This window comes from Pseudomonas sp. GW821-FHT04C07 (genome assembly GCF_059420325.1).
In genome coordinates this window covers 329,968-347,277 of record NZ_JBWKTM010000005.1, presented here as the reverse complement: position 1 = coordinate 347,277, position 17,310 = coordinate 329,968, and the positions used below count along the sequence as shown (strand labels likewise).

Annotated in this window: 14 protein-coding genes, 3 tRNA genes and 1 riboswitch; of the genes, 1 reads left to right on the top strand and 16 read right to left on the bottom strand. The window is 59.3% G+C overall.

What is annotated here, in order from left to right:
• Position 1: 1 nt before the first annotated feature.
• From AC07UI_RS12390 to ltaE, 7 genes are all read right to left on the bottom strand, one after another.
• Positions 2-78 (bottom strand) — tRNA-Arg (locus tag AC07UI_RS12390).
• Positions 79-149: 71 nt separating this feature from the next.
• Positions 150-226: transfer RNA gene (locus AC07UI_RS12385), tRNA-Arg, on the bottom strand.
• Positions 227-333: 107 nt separating this feature from the next.
• Positions 334-424 (bottom strand) — tRNA-Ser (locus AC07UI_RS12380).
• A gap of 62 nt (positions 425-486) precedes the next feature.
• Positions 487-675: a carbon storage regulator CsrA gene (gene csrA / locus AC07UI_RS12375; RefSeq protein WP_002554426.1), complete on the bottom strand. Its 189-nt coding sequence runs from the start codon at positions 673-675 to the stop codon at positions 487-489.
• Positions 676-859: 184 nt separating this feature from the next.
• On the bottom strand, positions 860-2,101 hold the full coding sequence (locus AC07UI_RS12370; RefSeq protein ID WP_494992740.1) for an aspartate kinase: 1,242 nt from the start codon (positions 2,099-2,101) through the stop codon (positions 860-862).
• A 95-nt stretch (positions 2,102-2,196) separates the two neighbouring features.
• Complete coding sequence (alaS, locus tag AC07UI_RS12365; RefSeq protein ID WP_494992739.1) at positions 2,197-4,827, bottom strand: alanine--tRNA ligase; 2,631 nt, start codon at positions 4,825-4,827, stop codon at positions 2,197-2,199.
• Between the two features lie 146 nt (positions 4,828-4,973).
• A complete protein-coding gene (ltaE, locus tag AC07UI_RS12360) occupies positions 4,974-5,978 on the bottom strand; it encodes a low-specificity L-threonine aldolase (protein WP_494992738.1) in 1,005 nt (334 codons plus the stop codon).
• Between the two features lie 219 nt (positions 5,979-6,197).
• Positions 6,198-6,369: riboswitch (FMN riboswitch) on the top strand.
• Between the two features lie 122 nt (positions 6,370-6,491).
• Here ltaE and AC07UI_RS12355 point away from each other — a divergent pair.
• A complete protein-coding gene (locus AC07UI_RS12355; RefSeq protein WP_494992737.1) occupies positions 6,492-7,001 on the top strand; it encodes a 6,7-dimethyl-8-ribityllumazine synthase in 510 nt (169 codons plus the stop codon).
• 133 nt (positions 7,002-7,134) lie between these two features.
• Here AC07UI_RS12355 and astE read toward each other — a convergent pair whose 3' ends face one another.
• The 9 genes from astE to AC07UI_RS12310 all read right to left on the bottom strand — a co-directional run bounded on the left by astE (position 7,135) and on the right by AC07UI_RS12310 (position 17,305).
• Positions 7,135-8,145: a succinylglutamate desuccinylase gene (gene astE, locus AC07UI_RS12350; protein WP_494992736.1), complete on the bottom strand. Its 1,011-nt coding sequence runs from the start codon at positions 8,143-8,145 to the stop codon at positions 7,135-7,137.
• Between the two features lie 12 nt (positions 8,146-8,157).
• The gene (locus tag AC07UI_RS12345; RefSeq protein ID WP_007943895.1) at positions 8,158-8,445 is read right to left on the bottom strand and encodes a hypothetical protein; all 288 of its coding nucleotides are present in this window, start codon (positions 8,443-8,445) and stop codon (positions 8,158-8,160) included.
• Positions 8,446-8,507: 62 nt separating this feature from the next.
• Positions 8,508-9,854 (bottom strand): N-succinylarginine dihydrolase, encoded by a 1,347-nt coding sequence (gene astB, locus AC07UI_RS12340; RefSeq protein WP_494992735.1) that lies wholly within the window; start codon positions 9,852-9,854, stop codon positions 8,508-8,510.
• A 137-nt stretch (positions 9,855-9,991) separates the two neighbouring features.
• Positions 9,992-11,461, bottom strand: a complete 1,470-nt coding sequence (gene astD / locus AC07UI_RS12335) for a succinylglutamate-semialdehyde dehydrogenase (protein ID WP_494992782.1) — start codon at positions 11,459-11,461, stop codon at positions 9,992-9,994.
• Positions 11,458-12,492 carry an arginine N-succinyltransferase gene (gene astA, locus AC07UI_RS12330; RefSeq protein ID WP_494992734.1) on the bottom strand — a complete coding sequence of 345 codons (1,035 nt, stop codon included), beginning with the start codon at positions 12,490-12,492 and terminating at the stop codon, positions 11,458-11,460. Before astA ends, astD begins: the two co-directional genes overlap by 4 nt.
• A gap of 97 nt (positions 12,493-12,589) precedes the next feature.
• Positions 12,590-13,609, bottom strand: coding sequence for an arginine/ornithine succinyltransferase subunit alpha (aruF, locus tag AC07UI_RS12325; RefSeq protein ID WP_494992733.1), 1,020 nt, complete (start codon positions 13,607-13,609; stop codon positions 12,590-12,592).
• 259 nt (positions 13,610-13,868) lie between these two features.
• Complete coding sequence (locus AC07UI_RS12320; protein ID WP_494992732.1) at positions 13,869-15,089, bottom strand: aspartate aminotransferase family protein; 1,221 nt, start codon at positions 15,087-15,089, stop codon at positions 13,869-13,871.
• A 348-nt stretch (positions 15,090-15,437) separates the two neighbouring features.
• Entirely contained in the window at positions 15,438-16,418 is a 981-nt protein-coding gene (gene argR, locus AC07UI_RS12315) for a transcriptional regulator ArgR (protein ID WP_494992731.1), read from the bottom strand.
• A 122-nt stretch (positions 16,419-16,540) separates the two neighbouring features.
• Positions 16,541-17,305, bottom strand: a complete 765-nt coding sequence (locus AC07UI_RS12310; protein WP_494992730.1) for an ABC transporter ATP-binding protein — start codon at positions 17,303-17,305, stop codon at positions 16,541-16,543.
• Between the last annotated feature and the right edge of the window lie 5 nt (positions 17,306-17,310).

The window sequence follows — 17,310 nt, the reverse complement described above, 5'->3', positions numbered from 1 at the left end:
TTGGTGCACTCGACAGGATTCGAACCTGTGACCGCTCGGTTCGTAGCCGAGTACTCTATCCAGCTGAGCTACGAGTGCAATTTGTGTTTGATAGACCAGACCACCCTGGTTGAAGCAAGTTGCTCGCATTACTGCAAACAACCCTTAAATGGTGCACTCGACAGGATTCGAACCTGTGACCGCTCGGTTCGTAGCCGAGTACTCTATCCAGCTGAGCTACGAGTGCATTTGTTGCCGCGCATTATAGGCCGTAGAATCTTTTTGTAAAGCACTTTTTCTAGTAATTTCAACAACTTACAGAACAAGCCAGATTACAACGTACTAAATAAATAATGGCGGAGAAGGGGGGATTCGAACCCCCGACACCCTTTTGAGGTGTACTCCCTTAGCAGGGGAGCGCCTTCGGCCACTCGGCCACCTCTCCGCAACACGGGGCGTATCTTAACCAACCTTTTCCCCGTTTGCAAACATAAAAAACGATAAAAATTAATGGCTTGGTTCTTCGTCCTTCTCTTTCTTTATACGCAGGTAAATTTCCTCACGGTGAACCGCCACCTCTTTGGGTGCGTTGACACCAATGCGCACTTGATTTCCTTTGACGCCGAGCACGGTCACAGTGATTTCGCCATCACCAATAATCAGGCTTTCTGCGCACCGACGAGTCAGAATCAGCATACCTTTCTCCTCACGCATTTCAGTTCAGGGACAACAGTCTGCAAAAAAAAGGCACTCGACCTACAACCAGAACGGTCGCAGCCCTGCATGCCTAAGTATTGACTAGCACGAGCAAAAGAACAGTTTTCCGTCGCACCGATCAAAAAACGAAGGGCGCGGATAACCGCGCCCTTCGGGCAACGCGTCACTCGCCCTGTCGGGCCGCCGCGTCGAGTTCGAAAGCCGTGTGCAGAGCGCGCACAGCCAGTTCCAGGTACTTCTCTTCGATGACGACCGAAACCTTGATTTCCGACGTCGAGATCATCTGGATGTTGATGCTTTCTTTAGCTAGCGCTTCGAACATGCGGCTGGCGACACCTGCGTGAGAACGCATGCCCACACCGACGATCGACACCTTGGCAATCTTGGTATCACCCACCACTTCACGCGCACCGATTTCACGCGCGGTGTTTTCCAGGACCGACTGAGCCGCCTGGTAATCATTGCGGTGAACCGTGAAGGTGAAGTCGGTGGTGTTATCGTGCGCCACGTTCTGCACGATCATGTCGACTTCAATGTTCGCGGCGCTGATCGGGCCGAGAATTTTAAAGGCTACGCCCGGGGTGTCTGGCACACCACGGATGGTCAGCTTGGCTTCATCGCGGTTGAAGGCGATGCCGGAAATGATCGGCTGTTCCATGGATTCCTCTTCATCAATAGTAATGAGGGTACCCGGACCCTCCTTAAAGCTGTGCAGGACGCGCAGCGGAACGTTGTACTTGCCGGCAAACTCGACCGCACGGATCTGCAGCACCTTGGAACCGAGGCTGGCCATTTCCAGCATCTCTTCGAAGGTGATCTTGTCCAGGCGTTGAGCCGAAGACACGACTCGCGGGTCGGTGGTGTAGACGCCGTCCACGTCGGTGTAGATCTGGCACTCGTCAGCCTTCAAGGCTGCGGCCAGAGCCACGCCAGTGGTGTCGGAGCCGCCACGACCGAGGGTCGTGATGTTGCCGTGCTCATCGACGCCCTGGAAACCGGCGACCACAACCACGCGACCGGCCTTCAGATCACCACGAATCTTCTGGTCATCAATCTGCAAGATGCGCGCTTTATTGTGCGCGCTATCGGTCAGAATCCGCACCTGATTACCGGTGTACGAAACCGCCGGTACGCCGCGCTTGATCAGCGCCATGGCCAGCAGTGCGATCGTCACCTGCTCACCGGTGGAGACAATCACATCCAGTTCACGGGGAACCGGTTGGTTGTCGCCACTGATTTGCCTGGCCAGATCGATCAGGCGATTGGTTTCGCCACTCATCGCGGACAGCACAACCACCAGGTCATCACCGGCTTCGCGGAATTTCTTAACCTTGTCAGCGACCTGCTCGATTCTCTCGACAGTGCCGACCGAGGTGCCTCCAAACTTCTGTACGATCAAAGCCATTTCAAAGCCGCCTCAGCCCATGAAGGGCCCCCATTAATCATTCAAACTACGCAGGTCCGAAGCCCGCCACTAGACGACGGGCCCGGCTTGGAGCCTTAGATACCCTGCTCTACAAACGGTACGGTCAGGGCCAGTGCGGCATCCAGCGCGCTGGCGTCGATACCGCCGCCTTGCGCCATGTCCGGACGACCGCCGCCCTTCCCGCCCACTGCCGCAGCGGCTTGCTTCATCAAATCACCGGCTTTGAGTTGGCCAGTCAGGTCTTTGGTCACGCCTGCAACCAGAACGACCTTTTCCTCATGCACACTGCCGAGCAGGATCACTGCGCGGCCGAGTTTGTTCTTCAATTGATCGACCAAGGCCAACAACGCCTTGCCATCCTGACCGTCCAGACGCACGGCCAGCACCTTCACACCCTTGACGTCCAACGCCTGTGCCGACAAGTCATCACCGGCAGCGCTCGCGGCCTTGGCCTGCAACTGCTCGAGCTGTTTCTCCAGCAGACGGTTGCGCTCAAGCACAGACAACAGTTTGTCGATCAGGTTGTCGCGACTGCCTTTGACCAGGCTCGCGGCTTCCTTGAGTTGTTCATCAGCGGCGTTCAGATACGCCAGCGCCGCAGCACCAGTGACCGCCTCAATACGACGAACGCCAGAGGCCACACCGCCTTCGCTGATGATTTTCAGCAGGCCGATGTCGCCCGTGCGATTGGCGTGGATACCGCCGCATAGCTCGACGGAGAAATCACCGCCCATGCTCAGCACGCGCACGCTGTCGCCGTACTTCTCGCCGAACAGCGCCATGGCGCCTTTTTGCTTGGCGGTTTCGATATCGGTTTCTTCGGTTTCGACCTCGGTGTTGCTACGCACTTCGTGGTTGACGATGTCTTCCAGGGCTTTCAACTGCTCTGGCTTGATCGCTTCGAAGTGGCTGAAGTCAAAGCGCAGGCGCTGACTGTCGACCAACGAACCTTTCTGCTGCACGTGCTCGCCCAGTACCTGGCGCAGAGCGGCGTGAAGCAAGTGCGTCGCGGAGTGGTTCAGCGAAGTGGCATGACGCACGTCTGCATCGACCTGAGCCTGCACCGGCGCACCGACGGTCAAGCTGCCCGAAGCCAACACACCGTGGTGCAGGAACGCGCCACCGGTCTTGGTGGTATCGCGCACATCGAAGCGCGCAACACCGGCCTGCGTGCTGGTCATCAAGAACCCGCAATCACCAATCTGGCCGCCCGACTCAGCGTAGAACGGGGTCTGGTCAAGAACCACCACGCCCTCTTCACCTTCGCTCAACACGTCGACCGATTGCCCGTCTTTATAGAGAGCCACAACGTTGGCCGAACCGCTGGTGGCTGTGTAGCCGGTGAACTCGGTGGCCACATCAACCTTGACCAGGCTGTTGTAGTCCATGCCGAACGAGCTGGCGGAACGCGCGCGCACGCGCTGGGCTTCCATCTCGCGCTCGAAACCTGCTTCATCGATCGTCAGGCTGCGCTCACGGGCGATGTCGCCAGTCAGGTCCATCGGGAAACCGTAGGTGTCGTACAACTTGAACACCACATCGCCCGGTACCACGTCGCCCTTGAGCTCGGCCAGATCCTGCTCGAGGATCTTCAGGCCCTGCTCCAGGGTCTTGGCAAACTGCTCTTCTTCAGCTTTCAGTACGCGCTCGATGTGCGCCTGGTTTTGCGTGAGCTCAGGGAACGCCTCGCCCATCTCGGCGACCAGTGCCGCAACGATCTGATAGAAGAAGCTGCCCTTGGCGCCCAGCTTGTTGCCGTGACGGCAAGCACGACGGATGATCCGGCGCAGCACGTAGCCGCGACCTTCGTTCGATGGCAGCACGCCATCAGCGATCAGGAAACCGCAGGAACGAATGTGGTCCGCGACCACTTTCAGCGAAGCCTGGCTGTCGTTGGTGCAACCAATGGCCTTGGCCGAAGCACTCAGCAGGCTTTGGAACAGGTCTATTTCATAGTTCGAGTGGACGTGCTGCAGCACGGCACTGATTCGCTCCAGGCCCATGCCGGTATCCACCGACGGCGCCGGCAGCGGGTGTAGCACGCCATCGGCAGTGCGGTTGAACTGCATGAACACGTTGTTCCAGATTTCGATGTAACGGTCGCCGTCTTCTTCCGGCGAACCCGGTGGGCCGCCCCAGATGTCGGCGCCGTGATCGTAGAAAATCTCGGTGCAAGGGCCGCACGGGCCGGTGTCGCCCATGGTCCAGAAGTTGTCGGAAGCGTACGGCGCGCCTTTGTTGTCGCCGATACGGACCATACGTTCAGCCGGAACCCCGACTTCCTTGGTCCAGATGTCATAGGCTTCATCATCGCTGGCGTAGACCGTGACCCAGAGTTTGTCCTTGGGCAGGTTCAGGACAGAGGTCAGGAAGGTCCAGGCGAAGGTGATCGCATCACGCTTGAAGTAATCGCCGAAGCTGAAGTTACCCAGCATTTCAAAGAAGGTGTGGTGACGAGCGGTATAACCGACGTTTTCCAGGTCATTATGCTTGCCGCCGGCGCGTACGCACTTCTGGCTGCTGACAGCGCGGGTGTAGGCGCGCTTTTCCTGGCCCAGAAAGCAGTCCTTGAATTGGTTCATCCCCGCGTTAGTGAACAGCAGGGTTGGGTCGTTGCCCGGAATCAAAGAGCTGGAGGCTACACGGGTGTGGCCTTGCTCTTCGAAGAAGCGAAGGAAGGCTTCACGGATTTCTGCGCTTTTCATTAGGTTCTTCCACGGAGACTGCGGCCAAAGGCCTGTGCAAAACGTCAAAAGACGGAGCGACGGCAAAGGGCCGCATTATATCGGCGTTAGTGACCAGGTACAGTGTGTTTGTACGATACAGACAGTCAATTGGACGACCAACACCGTCAGTTGCGAGAAAATTCGATAAAAGTCGCTACAACCTGCTCGATCTGTGCGCGACTGACGTCCAGATGGGTGACCATCCGCAACCGCGGGGCCGCACTGAGTTTGATCCCACGCTCAGCGGCGAAGGCTTTCAGCGCTTCGGCTTTGTCACCCAGTTGAACATAAACCATATTGGTCTGCACCGGCTCCACCCCATAACCGGCGTCGAGCAAGCCCTCAGCCAGCAACCGGGCGTTGAGATGGTCATCGGCCAGACGCTGCACCTGATGATCCAGCGCATACAGCCCCGCCGCCGCGAGAATTCCGGCCTGGCGCATGCCGCCACCGACCATCTTGCGCAGCCGCCGTGCCTTTGCGATCAACTCGGCCGTGCCGCACAGCACTGAACCAATCGGCGCGCCGAGGCCCTTGGACAGGCAAACCGACACCGAATCGAAATGCTGAGTGATCTCCCGTGCGTCGACACCCAGTTTAACCGCTGCGTTGTACAACCGCGCGCCATCCAGATGCAGGGAGAGGCCATGTTCCTGGGTAAAACTGCGTGCTCGGGCCAGATACTCCAATGGCAGGACCTTGCCTTGCATGGTGTTTTCCAGGGCCAGCAAGCGGGTACGGGCGAAATGGAAGTCGTCCGGCTTGATCGCCGCAGCCACCTGCGCCAGGTCCAGCGAGCCATCGGGCTGGACCTCCAGCGGCTGCGGCTGGATCGAACCCAGCACTGCCGCGCCGCCGCCTTCGTACTTATAAGTGTGCGCCTGCTGGCCGACGATATATTCGTCGCCGCGCTCACAATGGGCCATCAGCCCGAGCAGATTGCTCATGGTGCCAGTGGGTACAAACAACGCCTGAGCAAAGCCCAGACGCCTGGCCAGCTCGGCTTCAAGCCGGTTCACCGTGGGATCTTCGCCGTACACGTCATCACCGGTGACGGCCGTTGCCATTGCGTGGAGCATCCCGGCAGTCGGTTGGGTCACTGTGTCGCTACGAAGATCGATAACTCTCATGAAACAGGCCTCGGCAATGGGACGTGAACGTCGCGGCTAACTAAACGGGAAAATCCCTTTCGAACTCGATTACTGCGGTCGTCGCACTCGATAGTCAAGGCTTCGGGTAAGAAAAGCCTGCTCAAGCCAACGGAAAATTCGATTCGTATCATCAGAAAGCAGCGATGCGCTGTTCAGAAATATATGTTAAAAACTCTCCGCCGCCAGAAATCCTGGTGGCAACGTTCTCAGGGCGGGGTGTAACTCCCCACCGGCGGTAATTGCGCGCAATGCGCATAGCCCGCGAGCGCTTGGTGACACGAACAGCTTGGGCAGTGTGCGTCGGCAAGGTCAGCAGACCCGGTGTGATCCCGGGGCCGACGGTCATAGTCCGGATGAAGAGAGAACGGGATTGGCGCCAAAGGGCCGTCTCAAGGTACTCGTGCGTATACCTGCACGACTGACCGGAACGTACCCTTAAATCCCCTTCGATTCATAACGCCCTGTTTTTCACACAAACAGGAGTCAGAACAGATGCAACCCACCGCAATCGATAGCAAGAGCAAAAGCCACCACGGCGAGCGCGTCGCGTTTATCCAGGCCTGCTGGCACAAGGACATTGTCGATCAGAGCCGTAAAGGCTTCGTCGCCGAAATGCTCGTCCAGGGCTATCAGGAAAGTGATATCGATTTCTTCGAAGTCGGCGGCGCCTTTGAAATCCCGCTGCACGCCAAGCTACTGGCCAAGTCCGGCCGTTATGCCGGCATCGTCGCTGCCGGGCTGGTAGTGGACGGCGGGATCTACCGCCACGAGTTTGTCGCCCAGTCGGTGATCAGCGGCCTGATGCAGGTTCAGCTGGAAACCGAAGTGCCGGTATTTTCGGTCGTGCTCACCCCGCACCACTTCCATGCAGGCGAAGAACATCAGAAGTTCTTCTTTGAACACTTCCTGCATAAAGGCCAGGAAGCGGCAAAGACCTGTGCCGATACGTTGCACAAGACGCGTGTGTTGCGTCGTAGCGAGCAGCGTGCGGTAGCGGTTTAAGCGTCAAAAGCTTGATGACCGATCGTTCCCACGCTCCGCGTGGGAATGCAGCCCGTGACGCTGCGCGTCACAATCCAGAGCGGACGCAGAGCGTCCAGTGAGGCATTCCCACGCAGAGCGTGGGAACGATCATTCAAGCGAGATCGTCGGCGGTGGTTGGCACTATCAGAATCCCTGCCCGCAACCCGTTTTTGACCTTCGGGTTAGGGAAAATGATCCGCGCGCCCTCTTCTTCGACGATCCAGCGCGTCTGGGCGATGTCCTCGGCCAGCAGATAACCCACTTCCAGCTCCGAGAAGTTCTCGATATCCGCCGGTAAGTTCAGGTGGAATGCATCGCTGTGCTTGATGATTTCCCGCGCCACGCTGAACAGCTGCAAGCCGTTCAACCCTTCGTCCGCCAACGACGGCTCGTTGCCTTCGATAATCTGCTTCAGACGGGTTTCCAGGCGTTCGACGTTAACCCCCTGGTTCTGCCCGAACGGCCGGGCCTTGCCCAACTCGAGGGTGAAGGACTCGGCACCGAGCTTGTCGTAGGTGTACGAACTGAAAACGATGGAGGGTTTGTTCTGCAACAGCACCGCTTCCATACCGGCGGCGCGCAAGCGAACCAGCTCCTGGCGTGAATGCTGGCGACCTTCCTTCCAGGGATACAGCGCGAATTGCTCGATCTTCGAGCCGCGGATCGCGGTGTGCAGATCGTAGTGCAAACGGCTGCGATCCGGCAGGTTGAAGAAGCTCGCTGCCAGACGCTCCAGCTCGCAAGCGCGCAAGGCTTCCGAACCACTCGTCAGTTCGTGACGGCCGTTGAACAGCCGGTTGACGTCCTGGTCGACAAAACGCTCGCCGTGACGCATGGCGTCGGGGTTGCCGAACAGGAACAGAATGCGTGCGCGTGGTTTCAACTCACCACGGGCGATTTCATGTAACAGACGGTCGAGCAGCTCGATTGGCGCTGTCTCGTTACCGTGGATACCGGCTGACAACAGCAGATCCAGGCCATTGTCGCGAGCCTCGGGCGGCCGGACTTCCAGCGCACCTTCGCTCAGCCAGCGCATCCGCACGCCTTCGACAGTCAGTTGAGTCTTCTCCGCCGGTTCGCGGCCGGCGAGGGTCAGTTCAAGCAGTTTGCCGAGGGCGAGCATAGAGCGATTTCCTTAATGGTCGTGTGCGCAATCCGGGCCGTGCACGTGGTCTTCGTCACCGATTTCGGCCGGTTCCATTTCCAGTTGCAGACTTACCAGATTAGTCGCCAATGGACGCAACAGCAGGTTGGCGTACTCAGCGTCGCCTTCTTCAACATCTACACCGATCAGCAACTGGCCGCGGCCGTCGTGCTGAATCCACAATTCTTTGCCTTGCCACATCACCGCAACGCGGGTGCAGGAGGTTTCCAGCTGAGTGCCGTCGGTGTCTTCAAGGATCAGCTGCAGGGTATCGCTCATTATTACGCTCTCATCTGGGATAAAGCTGCACGCCCGGCGCTGTTTGAGCCGGGCGTGGGCTTTCAATTGGTCTGGAATGGATAAACCGCGCCCAGTTTAAGGATTTGCGTCAGTTCATCCAGTGCCGTCCGGCACTCAAGCAACAATTGCGGGTCCGCCAGATCAGTTTCACTCAGACGGTCGCGGTAGTGCTTGTCGACCCATTGGGTCAGCGTGCCGTACAACGGCGCGGTCATGATAACCCCTGGGTTGACCGCCGCCAGCTCGGTTTCATTCAGTGCGACGCGAAGACGCAGACACGCCGGGCCGCCACCATTCTGCATGCTCTGCTTGAGATCGAAGACTTTCACTTCGCGGATCAGACCACCAGAACCGGTCAGGCCTTGCAGGTACTGCCAGACGCGGTCGTTGTTCTGGCACTCTTGCGGCACGATCAACAGCATTGAACCGTCGGCGCGCGACAGCAGCTGACTGTTGAACAGGTACGAACGCACGGCGTCTTCTACCGACACCTGGGAACGCGGCACACAGATCGCTTTGAAATTGCCACCGCGCTTGGCCAGCTTGGCTTGCAACTCAGCAAGCATTGGCTCGGTGTCGAGGAACGCATCCTCGTGATAGAACAGCACCTCGCCGTTGCCCACCGCGATCACGTCGTTATGGAACACGCCCTGATCGATCACCGACGGGTTCTGCTGGGCATAGACCACACCGTCATCGCTCAAGCCGTGCAGGCGCGCGACCGCTTGCGATGCTTCCAGGGTCTGGCGTGCCGGGTACTTTTGCGGGGCCGGGTAACGGGTGTCGAACGCACTGCGACCGAACACGAAGAACTCGACACCGGCCTCGCCGTATTCACGGCAGAAACGTGTGTGGTTGGCCGCGCCTTCGTCACCGAACTGCGCCACTGCCGGCAACGCGGCGTGATGGGCGAAGTGCTTCTGATCAGCAAACATTGCCCCCAGCACGCGGCTGGTGGTCGGGTGTTCGATGCTGCGGTGGTATTTGCAGTTGAGGTTGGCGGCGGTGAAATGCACGCGACCGTCTGCAGTATCGGCGCTCGGGCTGACCGTGGCGGCGTTGGCCACCCACATGCTCGAGGCCGAGCAGCTGGCGACCAGCAATGGCATTGCCTGCCTGGCGGCTTGCTCGATTACTTGAGCATCGCTGCCACTGAAACCCAGCTTACGCAGGCCCGCCACATCCGGGCGTTCTTGCGGAGCCAGGACGCCTTGTTGAAAGCCCATTTCCATCAGCGCTTTCATTTTCGCCAGGCCTTGCAGCGCCGCTTCCTTGGGATTGGAGGACTGCTGACTGTTGCTCTGGGACGCAACGTTGCCGTAGGACAGACCGCCATAGTTATGGGTCGGCCCCACTAGACCGTCGAAATTGACTTCATAGGATTTCATCAGCGAGGCTCCACGAAAATCTGTTGTTATATATTTGATTCGACCGCTTCGCGGTCATCGCGAGCAAGCTCGCTCCTACATGGATTGCATTGAACCTGTAGGAGCGAGCTTGCTCGCGATAAGACGCCAGAGGCGTCTTACGAAAGCTTCACGCCGGGCGTCAACGCCGTCGGCAACGTCAGGCTCGGTGTTTCCAGCGAGGCTACCGGGTACGCGCAGTAATCCGCCGCGTAGTAAGCACTGGCGCGATGGTTGCCCGAGGCACCCACGCCACCGAACGGTGCGCTGCTCGCAGCCCCCGTCAGCTGCTTGTTCCAGTTGACGATACCGGCGCGGCTTTCCAGCCAGAACTGCTGATAACGCGCCTCGGAATCCGACAGCAAACCTGCCGCAAGACCGTATTGCGTGTCGTTGGCTTCAGCGATCGCAGCTTCAAAGTCAGCGTAGCGGATCACTTGCAGCAGCGGACCGAAGAGCTCTTCATCCGGACGCTCGCTGACCGCAGTCACATCGAGAATGCCCGGTGTCAGCAAGGCCGCCTGGGCCTGCGGTTGAGTCATTTCCAGCAGCGCCACGGCGCCGTTACCGAGCAAGTGCTCTTGAGCTTCCATCAACGCACGGGCGGCGCCAAGGGAAATCACCGAGCCCATGAACGGTGCCGGTTGCTGATCGAACGCGCCGACTTCAATCGTCGAGCTGACCGCCACCAGGCGCGCCAGCAGCGTGTCGCCCCAGGCGCCTTGCGGCACCAGCAAACGACGGGCGCAGGTGCAACGCTGACCGGCGGAAATGAAGGCCGACTGAATAATGGTGTAGACCGCAGCGTCGAGGTCAGCGACCTGATCGACCACCAGCGGGTTATTGCCGCCCATTTCCAGCGCCAGGATCTTGTCCGGGCGACCGGAGAACTGCTGATGCAGGTGGTTGCCGGTGCGGCTGGAGCCGGTGAAGAACAAGCCGTCGATACCCGGATTGGCCGCCAGGGCGATCCCGGTTTCGCGAGCGCCTTGCAGCAGGTTCAGCACGCCAGCCGGCAAACCGGCTTCGATCCAGCACTTGACCGTCAGCTCGGCGACTTTCGGGGTCAGCTCGCTTGGCTTGAACAACACACAGTTGCCGGCCAGCAGTGCCGGAACGATATGCCCATTCGGCAGGTGACCCGGGAAGTTGTACGGGCCGAACACCGCGACCACACCATGCGGTTTGTGGCGCAATACGGCGGTGGCGTCGCCCAATGGGCCGCTCTTCTCGCCGGTACGCTCACGGTAGCTTTGCACCGAGATGGCGATCTTGTTGATCATGCTGGTGACTTCGGTGGCCGACTCCCACAGCGGTTTGCCGGTTTCTTCACCGATGCAGCGGGCCAGTTCGTCGGCGTGGTTTTTCAGGCTGGCGGCGAAGGCCTCCAGCACACCGATCCGATCTTCCAGTGAACGCTTGGCCCAGGCCGCAAACGCCTGGCGAGCCGACTGCACGGCAGACTCGACTTGCGCGGCGTTCGCGCCATTGCCGGACCACAAGACCTGCTGGGTTACCGGATTCAGCGACTCGAAGGCTTCGCCCTGACCTGCCAGCCATTCACCAGCGATGTAAAGCGTACTCATTATTTCGACTCCCGAGAAACTGGCTGGGCCGACAACGGCACAGCACGTACCTGATCGCCCGCATTGAGTTTAAGGCGTTTGGCAGTCAACTGATCGACCACCAGGGTGCCCGCCGCGAGACGTGCTGGAGCAGCAGTGATCCGGCAGTCTTCGCGCTTGCGGTTGTGGATCAAAAATGGCGTGGCGTCGTCACCCGGGGTGCCGATGGCCAGCACTAGCGCCTGGCTGTCGCGCACTGCACGGATCTTGCCGGTTTCGCATTCCACGGCCGGGCCGGCGTCGAAGATGTCGACGTAACCCTGATAGCTGAAGCCTTCGCTCTTGAGCATCGCCAGCGCCGGTTCGGTGTCAGGGTGAACCTGGCCGATCACATTGCGTGCGCCCTCGGAGAGGAAGCAGGTGTACAGCGGGAACTTTGGCATCAGCTCGGCGATGAACGCCTTATTGCCCACGCCGGTCAGGTAATCAGCCTGGCTGAATTCCATTTTGAAGAAGTGCCGACCCAGGCTTTCCCAGAACGGCGAGCGCCCGGCGGCGTCGGACACACCGCGCATTTCGGCGATGATCTTGTTGCCGAACAGCTGCGGGAATTCGGCGATAAACAGCATCCGCGCCTTGGCCAGCATGCGGCCGTTGAGGCCACTGCGGTAATCGGCATGCAGGAACAACGAGCACAGCTCGGAGTTGCCGGTCAGGTCGTTGGCCAGGAACAGCGTCGGGATCTCGCGGTAGATATTCAGCTCCTGGGAAGCGCTGACGGTCAGACCGACCCGGAAGTTGTACCAGGGCTCGCGCAGGCCAACCGCACCGGCAATCGCGGAAATGCCCACGACGCGACCGTTGTCATCTTCGAGCACGAACAAATAGTCCGCGTCACCGCGTGACGCTTCGCCGCGAAAAGTCTTTTCCGCCCAACCGACCCGATGCGCCAGGCGCTCTTCGTTGGCCGGCAAGGTGGTCAGGCCGGTGCCAGTGCTGCGGGCAAGTTCAATCAGAGCGGGTAAATCGCTGCTGCGTACGGGACGAACGATCATGCTATCTCCTCAAACAGGTGGCGTGTGGCGCCACCCGTGAAACTCACTGCTTTCCAGGATTCTTTCCAGGCACTCTTTATAGGCATGGCAGCAGGCGTTAAACCGCCACCAGGCGCACGCTGGCACCTTCGCCGACGCCCAGGGCTTCGGCCGTTTCAAGATCCAGGGTCACCGGTTTGCCCGGCGCGTAGTCCAGTTCCAGCATTACCGCTCGGTAATCCTGCAGTTGTGCGTTGGATACCAGGTACTGACGCCCGCCACCCTTGGCGACTTCACCGATTTTCACCGGTACCACACGGCTCTGAGCGATCGAACGAATCCCGGAAACACGGGCATGCAAGGTCGGACCACCATCGAAGATGTCGATGTAGTGATCGGTCTCGAAGCCTTCGCGCATCAGAATGTCGAAGGTGATCTGCGCTCGCGGATGCACCTGCCCCATCGCTTCTTGAGCGGCATCGGGCAGCAGCGGCACGTAGATCGGGTAATGCGGCATCAGTTCAGCGAGGAAGGTCCGGCTTTTCAGCCCGCACAGACGCTCGGCGGCAGCATAGTTAAGGTCGAAGAAGTTACGGCCGATGGCGTCCCAGAACGGCGAATCGCCATTCTCGTCGCTGTAACCGACGATCTCGGTCACGACCGAATCAGCGAAACGTTCCGGGTGGCTGGCGACAAACAGCAGACGACCACGGGAGTTGAGCTCCGACCACGGCGAACCCACCAGCTCCGGGACCACATAGAAGCTGGTCAGCAGGCTGTTGCCAGTCAGGTCATGGCACTGGGAAAGCACGTGAATCTTGTTATGAATCTTCAGTTCACGGGAGGCGTGAACGAAGGTTTCATTACGAAAACTGTAGAACGGCTCGGAGTAACCGGCCGAAGCAACGATCGCCGAGCAGCCGACCAGTTTGCCGGTGGTCGTGTCTTCGAGAACGAAGAAGTAGCTCTCTTCACCGTTGAAGCTGACTTCGGCGGCGAACGAAGCTTCGGACGCGGCGATCTTGTCGCTCAGGCGTTCGATATCATCCGGCAGGGACGTGACACCAATCGGGCTGTCCGCAGCCAGACGCTGTACCTCGCCCAGATCAGCCATTTGCGCGGGGCGCATCACCAGCATGGTGTCACTCCTTACTGAAAAAACAGGTCGGCAAAAGTGCCAACTTGGGGGAAAAAATGCCGGGCAGGCCCGGCACAGGAATTTGGCTCAACGCCTACTACAAGAATAGGCGTTGAGGGAGTACCACGGCCTGAATCAGATCCCTGTAGGAGCAGCCGGTCGACGCTCGATTGCTCGCGATGGTGGCATAACAGTCGACATCAATGTTGGACGTCAGACCGCTATCGCGAGCAAGCTCGGCTCCTACAGGGCCGCGGGATCAGGCTTGAGTCAGTTTTGCCACGGCGCGTTCGAAACGCTGCAGGCCCTGCTCGATATCGGCATCTTCAACCACCAGGCTTGGCGCGAAACGAATCACGTCCGGGCCGGCCTGCAGAATCATCAAGCCTTCACGCTCTGCTGCGTTGAACACGTCTTTGGCCTTGCCTTTCCAGGCATCGCTCAGCACGCAGCCGATCAACAGACCGAGACCACGAACCTCAGTGAACAGGCCGTATTGCTTGCCGATCTGCTGCAGACGGGTCTTGAACTTGTCGTGCCTGGCTTTGACGCCGTTCAGCACTTCTGGTGTGTTGATCACGTCGATCACTGCTTCCGCCACCGCGCAAGCCAACGGGTTGCCGCCGTAAGTGGTGCCGTGAGTACCGACCACCAGGTGCTTGGCCAGTTCTTCGGTGGTCAGCATTGCCGCGATCGGGAAACCGCCACCCAGGCTCTTGGCGCTGGTCAGGATGTCCGGGGTCACGCCGTAATGCATGTAGGCGAACAGCTCGCCGCTGCGGCCCATGCCGGTTTGCACTTCGTCGAACACCAACAGCGCGTTGTGCTCATTGCACAGCTCGCGGGCGCCCTGCAGATAAGCCAGCTCGGCCGGCAATACGCCGCCCTCGCCCTGAACCGGTTCCAGCACCACGGCGCAGGTCTTGTCGGAGATCGCGGCTTTCAGCGCTGCCAGATCGTTGAACGGCACGTGAGTGATGCCAACGATCTTCGGGCCGAAGCCGTCGGAGTACTTCGACTGACCGCCCACGTTCACGGTGAACAGCGTACGACCGTGGAAGCTGTTCAGCGCGGCAATGATTTCGTATTTTTCCGGGCCGAAACGGTCGTGAGCAACACGACGGGCCAGCTTGAAGGCGGCCTCGTTGGCTTCGGCGCCGGAGTTGCAGAGGAACACGCGCTCGGCAAAGGTGGCGTCGATCAGCTTATGGGCCAGGCGCAAGGCCGGCTCATTGGTGAACACGTTGGACACGTGCCACAGCTTGTTCGCCTGTTCAGTCAAGGCACCGACCAGCGCCGGGTGCGCATGGCCCAATACGTTAACCGCGATTCCACCACCGAAATCGATCAGCTCACGACCCGACTGATCCCAGACTCGGGAGCCGGCACCGCGCACAGGAATGAAAGCAGCAGGCGCGTAGTTGGGAACCATTACCTGGTCGAAATCGGCGCGTTGCACCGGAGCATGCTCAACGGACATCGGAGTCTCCTGAAGAGGAACACCCGCCTGAAACTGGCGAGCGATGGGGGGATTGTAAGGACAGTTTTCAGCTTGGCCTTGCCGCCAAGCGACAACTTCTTATAGCGCCAAACCCGGTTTTAGCCGGGTTTATGGCAATGCGACAAATAGCGTCGCAAAGGCGCAGTTTAAACTGCTGGCGAGGATTTGCGGCTGGGTTGGGGAATTTGATTTGCACAGGGTTGGGAGGTGTGGTGCTGGTGATGGCCTCATCGCGAGCAAGCTCGGCTCCTACAAGAGTCCCGCAATACCTGTAGGAGCCGAGCTTGCTCGCGATGGCAATACCAGAGACACAACAGAGCTTGAAACTCAGCCGCGCTCTGAAGGCACCGACGACAATTCGAACGGGCTGCTGCTGCGGCGCTGGTTGCGGTCTTCGCGCGGGGTGGCGCCGAAGAAGTTGCGGTAGGCGCTGGAGAAGTGCGGCCCCGAGGAGAAGCCACAGGACAAACCGATCTGGATAATCGATTTGCTGGTCTGCATCAACATCTGCCGGGCCTTGTTCAGGCGCAGTTCCAGGTAATACTGGCTCGGCACGCGGTTGAGGTACTGCTTGAAGATCCGCTCCAGCTGTCGACGGGACACGCACACGTGCTGCGCGATTTCGTCGGTGGTCAGCGGCTCTTCGATGTTCGCCTCCATCAGCAACACCGCTTGCGTGAGCTTCGGATGGCTGGAACCGAGGCGGTTCTGCAATGGAATGCGCTGACGCTCGCCGCCTTCGCGAATCCGCTCCACCACCAACTCTTCGGACACGGCGCCCGCCAACTCGGCGCCGTGATCACGAGCCAACACGGCCAGCAGCAGATCCAGCACCGACATCCCGCCGCAAGCGGTCAAGCGATCGCGATCCCAGTCGAACAGATGGCTGGTGGCGATGACTTTCGGATAACGCTCGGCAAAATCATCCTGCCAGCGCCAGTGCACGGCGGCGCGGTAACCATCGAGCAGGCCCAGTTGCGCCAGCGGGTAGACACCGGCAGACAAACCACCGATCACACACCCTGCGCGTACCAGTTGCTTGAGTGCACTGTTGAGCGCCGGCGCAAGCGATGTCGGCGGTTCATCCGCCAGCAGAAAAAGCTTCTGAAAACCTTCGAGCTTCCCGACCCAAGGCTCACCCGGCAATTGCCAGGCCCCTTCGGCTGGCACTTCGGCCTGCAGAAACGAGAGTTCGTAAACAACATCCGGATGCACGCGCTGAGCAACACGCAAGGCCTCCTCAGCCAGCGCCAGCGTCAAGGCTTTAGTGCTGGGCCAAATCAGGAAACCAATTCGATGGGCAGTCATGGCGTGCAATCCGAAACGAAAACAGTGTTAAAAGCCGAAGGCGGCAGCAACCAAATTAGACCATCCGGCGCGCGGTGCGCAGCATGACCTAATTCGGTGCACAACGGGAGCGTTAAACGGTATTACTTCAAGCTGCCCGACAGGAACTGCTGCAAACGTTCGGATTGCGGATTAACCAGCACTTCACGCGGATTGCCGCATTCTTCCACCAGACCTTTGTGCAGGAACACCAACTGGTTCGACACTTCGCGAGCGAAGCCCATTTCGTGAGTCACCACCACCATGGTCCGACCTTCCTGAGCCAGCGATTGCATCACCTTGAGCACGTCGCCCACCAGCTCCGGGTCCAGCGCCGAAGTCGGTTCGTCGAACAGCATGACTTCCGGCTCCATCGCCAGCGCGCGGGCAATCGCTACACGCTGCTGCTCACCACCGGACATGTGGCCCGGGTATGCGTCCTTACGATGGGAAACGCCGACCTTGGCCAGGTAATGCTCAGCTTTTTCCCGGGCCTCCACCTTGGACATACCGAGCACATGCACCGGCGCTTCCATGATGTTTTCCATCGCGGTCATGTGCGACCACAGGTTGAAATGCTGGAACACCATCGACAGTCGCGAACGCATGCGCTGCAGCTGTTTCGGATCGGCAGCCTTCAGCGCGCCGTCCTTGTTCGATACCAGCTTCAACTCTTCGTTGTTCAGCAGAATCTTGCCCGCGTGAGGCTGCTCGAGCAGGTTGATGCAACGCAGGAAAGTACTTTTGCCGGAGCCACTGGAGCCGATGATGCTGATCACATCACCAGCCTGAGCTGCCAGGGACACGCCCTTGAGCACTTCGTGACTGCCATAGCGTTTATGCAGGTCTTGGACTTCAAGCTTGTACATGCGGT